The organism is Pseudomonas sp. SDT291_1_S447, from assembly GCF_054070155.1.
Genome location: NZ_JBSVXS010000207.1, coordinates 1 through 5246, shown reverse-complemented (window position 1 = coordinate 5246; position 5246 = coordinate 1). Strand labels below are relative to the sequence as shown.

Below are 5246 nucleotides of genomic sequence, written 5' to 3'. Positions count from 1 at the left end.
TCCCACAGGGAGAACGCATTCCAACAGGTGGGAGCGAGCCTGCTCGCGAAGAGGCCAGTGGCAGCAAATCACTCTGAGTGCCTTGCTCACAATGAGTCTCGCCGCCTGCACCGTAGGCCCTGACTTCCAGAAACCCGAAGCCACACAAATCGCCGACTGGGCCAAACCCGCCAAGTCAGCCCCCAGCCAAGCTGTCAGCGAACCCCTCAACGAACGATGGTGGGAGGTCTTCCATGACCCGCAACTGTCCGCACTCACTCAGCGTGCGGTGCAGAGCAACCTCGACCTGCAACTGGCCAGCAGCCGCCTGCAACAAAGCCGTGCCGCGCGCCAGGTGATAACCGCTGACCGTTATCCGAGCACTGCCGCCACCGGGAGTTACGCGCGCAAACGCAACAGCAGCGAGGGCCTGAACGACCCGTCCGGACACAACGGCGATTCCGCGTTCAACCTGTGGGACGCCGGTTTCTCCGCCTCATGGGAACTGGATTTCTGGGGCCGCGTACGTCGCGAAACCGAAGCCGCCGACGCCAACCTCGAAGTCGCCGAAAACGACCGTCGCGGGGTGTTATTGGCAGTGCTCGCTGACACGGCGCAAAACTACATTCAGCTGCGCGGTGTACAAAACACCCGCGCCGTCACCGAGCAGAACCTCGATGTCGCCCGCCATAGCCTGAAGCTCTCGCAACTGCGTCTGGCCGACGGTGTGGCGACCGATCTCGACGTCGCCGAAGCCGCTGCGCAAGTCGCGGCCATCGAATCGCGATTGCCGGCGCTGGAGCAACGCCAATCGCAGTTGATCAACGCGATCAGCCTGCTGATGGGCGAACCGCCACAGGCATTGGCCAAAGAGTTATCCACAGACGCCGCCGTGCCGCAGTCGCCGCTGCAAGTCGCCATCGGCCTGCCGTCGCAACTGGCCGAACGCCGCCCGGACATCCGCCAGGCCGAAGCGCGCCTGCACGCTGCCACTGCCAATATCGGTGTAGCCAAAGGCGACTTCTATCCGCGCATCAACCTGTCCGGCAACCTCGGCTCGCAAGCCATGCAACTCAGCGACTTTGGCTCGTGGGGTTCGCGGGCCTTCGGCATCGGCCCGCAATTCAGTTTGCCGTTGTTCGACGGCGGACGCCTGCGCGGCATGCTGCAACTGCGCGAAGCGCAACAACAGGAAGCGGCGATCGCCTACCAGCAAACCGTACTGCGCGCATGGCACGAAATCGACGATCAACTGACCGTCTACAACGCCAGCCAGCGCCGCCGCGACAGCCTCGCCGAAGCCGTACGGCAGAACCAGATCGCCCTGCGCACCGCGCAACAGCAATACGTCGAAGGCGTGGTCGATTTCGTCAACGTCCTCACCGTGCAAGGCGCGCTGCTGGCGACGCAGGAGCAGTGGGTGGAAAGCTCCACTGGCGTGTCGCTGGCGATGGTCGGGCTGTACAAGGCCTTGGGCGGCGGTTGGCAATCGGTGTATCCAGAGGCAAAAGTCGCCGCCGGGTTGCCGGGTGTCGTGAAAGCGCCAACCGGCATCGACGGTTCCGCCGTGGCTGACCTAAAGTGATGGGCAGGTTGGCGCGTCATACTCTCGTGGCGCTGCGGCGCGGCAAGAGGAAGCGATGGCGGTCAACAGAGTCACGCCAATGGGCGACACGCAAGATCCGTTTGCCGCGCCCGGTTCCTGGTTCGGCAGCCTGCGTTGGGTGCGTTGGGTAAAAAATCACTGGCTGTGGCCAATTCTCGCGCTGGCCGCGTTCGTGCGTTTTTATGACCTGACGGCGGCAGCGATCTGGGGTGATGAAGGTTCCAGTCTGCTGCTGGCGCGCTATTCGCTGAGTGAAATCTGGCAGCACGCGGCATTTGATGTGCATCCGCCGCTGTACTTCATGCTGCTGCATGGCTGGGTCGAATTGTTCGGGGACGGCATTCTCGCGGTCCGCGCTCTCAGTGCGCTTACCGGTATTGCGGCGGTCGGGCTGGGCGTGTGGCTGGTGGATCGCCTGGCCACTCGCCGCGCCGCGTTTATCGCCGGATTGTTGCTCGCACTGCTACCGACGGCGGTGCGCTACAGCCAGGAAGTGCGCATGTACGCGCTGCTCGGTGCGCTGCTGATTGCCGCGAGCCTGGCGCTGGTTTACTGGATCCGGCGCCCGCAACGCCAGCGCTACCTGGTGTATTACCTGCTGCTGATGAGCGCCGCGCTCTACACCCACTATTTCGCCGTGCTCGCGGCGCTGTGTCACTGGCTTTATCTGATCGCGATCCGCGTACAGCGTGGTTACCGGTTCCGGCACATCCAGCGCTGGAACTGGTGGCTGGCGAACCTGGCCATTGTCGTGCTGTACCTGCCGTGGCTGCCCAATCTGCTTGATTTGATGCAGCACATGCAGCAGCTCGAGGCCGGTGGCGATGTCGGTTGGGAGCCTGCCGTTACGTTGAGTTCGCTGCCATCGATGATCTGGTCATGGCTGATTCAGGATGACGGCGAAAGTTTGCCGTGGCTGATTTACGCAGCGTTGCCGCTGGCGATGCTGGGGCTGGCAGTCATTGCTGTGATGCGCGATCGCAGTGTGTCGCGCGGCAGTATTCTGTTGGCGCTGTACACCGGGCTGCCGCTATTGCTGGTGTATCTGGTGTCGTTCATTACGCCGGTATTCATTGAGCGTTATCTGACGGCGTATGCCCTTGGCTTGCCGATGCTGACGGCGTTGGCCATCGACCGTTTGTACAGCCGCGTGCGGATTTTTGCCTTGGCGGTACTGGTGTCGCTGATCGCGGTGGAACTGGTCGGCGTAAACAACAACGCCACGGTCGACACTCATGATCAGCTCGACACAGTCGTGAAGTACGTCAATCAGCATTTTCTGCCTGGTGACCGCATCGTCACCAGCGACATGCTCTGGTACTTGAGCTACGTCTACTATGATCGCACCGGGGCGCAAGTGCGCCTCTTCACCCCACCGAACGCCGATGGCCAATCGACGCGGCCAAATGAGTACGGGTTCGGCACGCTGGTAACGAGTGATGTCTATCTGAACAGCCTGACCGAGCTGCCAGCCGGAGGCCGGGTCTGGCTGGTCGGAACCGTCGATGAGCCACAAGAGTTCTCACCGCTACCTGCGACCTGGCAGACCAGCGCTGAAGTCCACGCGGGCGGGATGCAAGCACGCTTGTTCGTGCCCAAACCTGCGAGTGGATAGGCGGGTCATGATTTGCCGGATAAATCCGCCATGCCCTTGAGCAATTCAATCGGCAACGGAAAGACAATCGTCGAACTTTTGTCCCCGGCAATCGAACTCAAGGTCTGCATATAGCGCAACTGCATTGCCCCAGGCTGGCGACCGAGCATTTCCGCTGCCTGCATGAGTTTTTCCGAGGCTTGCAGTTCGCCTTCGGCGTGAATCACCTTGGCCCGACGTTCGCGCTCGGCTTCCGCCTGTTTGGCGATGGCGCGCACCATCGATTCGTTGAGATCGACATGCTTGATCTCGACGTTGGCGACCTTGATGCCCCAGGCATCGGTCTGCGCATCGAGCACCTGTTGGATGTCGATATTCAACTGCTCGCGTTCAGCCAGCAGTTCATCCAGTTCGTGTTTGCCGAGCACTGCACGCAAGGTGGTTTGGGCCAGTTGACTGGTGGCCGACAGATAATCTTCAACCTGAATAATCGCCTTCTGTGGATCAAGCACGCGGAAATACAGCACAGCGTTGACCTTCACCGACACGTTGTCGCGGGTGATCACATCTTGCGGCGGCACATCGAGAACCACCGTGCGCAGGTCGACCCGAACCATTTGCTGGACCACCGGAATCAGCAGGATCAGCCCCGGGCCTTTGACTTGCCAGAAGCGGCCAAGCTGAAACACCACGCCGCGCTCGTATTCACGCAGGATGCGAAACGTCGAACCGGCCAAGGCAATGACCAGTAACAGCAGCGCAACAAAACCGATTTGCAGACCCATGATCACTCTCCGAGTGGCGCCGCGTCAGTCGCGGCCACTTGCAGCAACAATCCCTTGCGACCCACCACGCGCACCGATTGCCCGGTGTGCAGCGGCGTGGCGCTGAGCACTTGCCAGCGCTCACCTTGCAGTTGCACCCAACCATTGCGGGCATCGCCCGGTTGCACTGTGGTGATCGCGGTCACGCTGCCGAGCAGGCCAGCGTCGCCACTGACGGCGTGGCGCGGGCGGGTTTTCAGGGCGCGGATCAGCAGCGCGAGCAACAGCAGGGCGCTGATCAGACCGAGGCCGATCATCATTGGCACTGGCAACTCGGCGTTGCTCAGAATCAGCGCACCGATGACGAACATGATGATGCCGCCCAGCCCGATCACTCCGTAATTGGGCAGCGCCGCTTCGGCGATCAGAAAGACGATGCCCAAGGTAATCAGCCACAAACCGGTCGGACTCATCGGCGGCAACGGGGTGTCGGCAGCCAGGGCTGAACCGCTGATCAGCAGGAGCAAGGCAAACGCACAACATCGGCTGTTCACGTGACCCTCCGCGAGCGTCATGGGCTGGTTCTTTCAGTCTAGTTGAGGGTTGTCCTGTATGAATTTTGATCAATGTGCAGATATGTCCGGTGAGCGGATTTCCCTGCGCCAGACCCCCGCCGAACTAGACTCAAAGACACGGCAACCACCGTTCAGCGCAACACCGAGGTGCATCATGCGCATGGCAAGAAAAGTACAGAGCAGCCTGAACCGGGCGCACTGCGAATACGACATCGTCGCCCATCGACACTCGTCCAGCAGCCTGGAAACCGCACGGGTCGCCGGGGTGCCCGCCGAGCGCGTGGCCAAATCGATCATCCTCGACGACCACCACGGGCATTACCTGATGGCCGTGCTGCCGGCCAGTCGTCATCTGGACCTGAGCAAGGTACGCACCAGCGGCGAATGGCAACTGACCCGCGAAAGCAATCTGGCGCACATCTTCGATGACTGCGAGCGCGGCGCGGTGCCGCCGCTGGGTGGCTCTTATGGCCTGGACATGGTCATCGACCCGTTGCTGACGCGGCAGAAGGATATTTATCTGGAGGCGGGCAACCACAATTATCTGCTGCACATGAGCATGCCCGAGTTTCTGAAAATGGTGCCGCATGCCGAGGTGCGGGAGTTGAGTGATTAGGTTTTGTGGTGCCGGCACTGAGGCCTTCGCGAGCAGGCTCGCTCCCACAGGTTGATCGCATTCCCCTGTGGGAGCGAGCCTACTCGCGAATAATCTTCCACACACCCCATTT

General features: G+C 61.3%; 5 protein-coding genes. 3 read left to right on the top strand and 2 right to left on the bottom strand.

Annotation, left to right across the window (positions count from 1 at the left end):
- Both ACW9IR_RS28575 and ACW9IR_RS28570 read left to right on the top strand, forming a co-directional pair.
- The coding region (locus tag ACW9IR_RS28575; RefSeq protein ID WP_457465971.1) for an efflux transporter outer membrane subunit at window positions 1–1564 on the top strand (1564 nt) is incomplete at its 5' end.
- A gap of 55 nt (window positions 1565–1619) precedes the next feature.
- Window positions 1620–3200, top strand: coding sequence for a glycosyltransferase family 39 protein (locus ACW9IR_RS28570; RefSeq protein WP_457465969.1), 1581 nt, complete (start codon window positions 1620–1622; stop codon window positions 3198–3200).
- 5 nt (window positions 3201–3205) lie between these two features.
- Here ACW9IR_RS28570 and ACW9IR_RS28565 read toward each other — a convergent pair whose 3' ends face one another.
- Entirely contained in the window at window positions 3206–3964 is a 759-nt protein-coding gene (locus ACW9IR_RS28565) for a slipin family protein (protein WP_007917711.1), read from the bottom strand.
- Between the two features lie 2 nt (window positions 3965–3966).
- Window positions 3967–4497: an NfeD family protein gene (locus ACW9IR_RS28560; protein ID WP_457465967.1), complete on the bottom strand. Its 531-nt coding sequence runs from the start codon at window positions 4495–4497 to the stop codon at window positions 3967–3969.
- 175 nt (window positions 4498–4672) lie between these two features.
- Here ACW9IR_RS28560 and ACW9IR_RS28555 point away from each other — a divergent pair, with 175 nt between their 5' ends.
- The gene (locus ACW9IR_RS28555) at window positions 4673–5134 is read left to right on the top strand and encodes an aminoacyl-tRNA deacylase (RefSeq protein WP_007917709.1); all 462 of its coding nucleotides are present in this window, start codon (window positions 4673–4675) and stop codon (window positions 5132–5134) included.
- The last annotated feature ends 112 nt before the right edge of the window (window positions 5135–5246 follow it).

Coding starts and splice junctions, on each gene's coding strand:
- ACW9IR_RS28570 (WP_457465969.1), top strand. CDS start 1,620: ATGGCGGTCAACAGAGTCACGCCAATGGGCGACACGCAAGATCCGTTT.
- ACW9IR_RS28555 (WP_007917709.1), top strand. CDS start 4,673: ATGCGCATGGCAAGAAAAGTACAGAGCAGCCTGAACCGGGCGCACTGC.
- ACW9IR_RS28565 (WP_007917711.1), bottom strand. CDS start 3,964: ATGGGTCTGCAAATCGGTTTTGTTGCGCTGCTGTTACTGGTCATTGCC.